The 1,166-nt window shown below is 60.8% G+C and carries 1 protein-coding gene; it reads left to right on the top strand.

The window, feature by feature from the left end:
• Positions 1-129: 129 nt before the first annotated feature.
• Positions 130-900, top strand: a complete 771-nt coding sequence (istB, locus tag HM984_RS18015) for an IS21-like element helper ATPase IstB (protein ID WP_179350107.1) — start codon at positions 130-132, stop codon at positions 898-900.
• The last annotated feature ends 266 nt before the right edge of the window (positions 901-1,166 follow it).

The following is a 1,166-nucleotide window of genomic DNA, read 5'->3' as shown; positions in this document are numbered from 1 at the left end:
CTCAGAAAACACCTCCCTCGCACAAGGAACCGGAGGATGGGACCTATTCGGCAGCAACAGTATTGACGATACTCATCGACAGTCCCCGCATCGCGGTGACACAAACGACACCCAGCAGGAAGGTCTCGCATGAACACCGCCACAGCGCAATTACCGGCCGATCTTGAAGCCCTGATGCGTCAACTCCGCCTGCCGCATGCCAGGTCGATCACTGCGGACATCCTCGCGACAGCTCGGGCGCAACGTTGGGATCCCGCCGAGGTAGTCAAGGCGCTCCTCACCGAAGAATCTGCTGGTCGGGCGCGTTCGATGCTGACCTCCCGCCGTAAAGCAGCTGGATTTCCTACCGGCAAAACGTTCGAGGTGTGGGATGAGAGTGCGTCGTCGATTCCGCTCCCCACCCAGCAGGCCTTGCAGACCCTCGAATGGGTCAACCGCAGAGAGAATCTCGTGGTCTGCGGACCGGCGGGAACAGGGAAGACGTTCTTCCTCGAAGCATTGGGGCAGAAAGTTATTGAAGCGGGGATGCCGGTTGCGTGGTTCACCCTTGAGCAGATCGGGGTCCTCGTCCGCGCGCACCGCTCCGATGACTCCCTCGGCAAAGCCATCGCGAAGATCGTGCGCGCCGAGCTCGTCGTCATCGATGACGTCGGACTCCTGCCGGTCGGGACTGATGCCGCCGAAGGGCTCTACCGGATCGTCGAAGCGGCCTACGAACGCAAGTCGGTGGCGATCTCCTCGAACCTGCATCCGAGTGGTTTCGATGAGTTGATGCCGAAAACACTGGCCACCGCCACCGTCGATCGGCTCCTGCATCACGCGCACCTCTGCCAAACCAGCGGCGACTCAGTGCGCCTCGCCCAAGCATTGCACGGTCAGGGGGTCAAACCCTTGACCTAACACGATGCACTACCGGTGGCGGACACACCCGAATGGGCAGATTCCTGTCCGCCACTGGGCAGATTCGTGTCCGCCACCGGTCAGTTCTTATTGACCACCTACGGTCAGTTTCCGTGTCCGTCTACGGTCACTTCCCAGTGTCCATTGACAGATGTGATGCAACACACCCACACCGAGGAAAATCATGCAGCTAGAAGTTCCCGGCCGGCTCACCCACGGCCGGACACCCGCTGAATCCACTGCCCAGCCGCAAAACTACCTTGCCG

Origin of the sequence: Winogradskyella pacifica (assembly GCF_013403915.1) — a bacterium.
GTDB lineage: Bacteria > Bacteroidota > Bacteroidia > Flavobacteriales > Flavobacteriaceae > Winogradskyella > Winogradskyella pacifica.
This window is presented reverse-complemented; position numbering and strand designations above follow the sequence as displayed.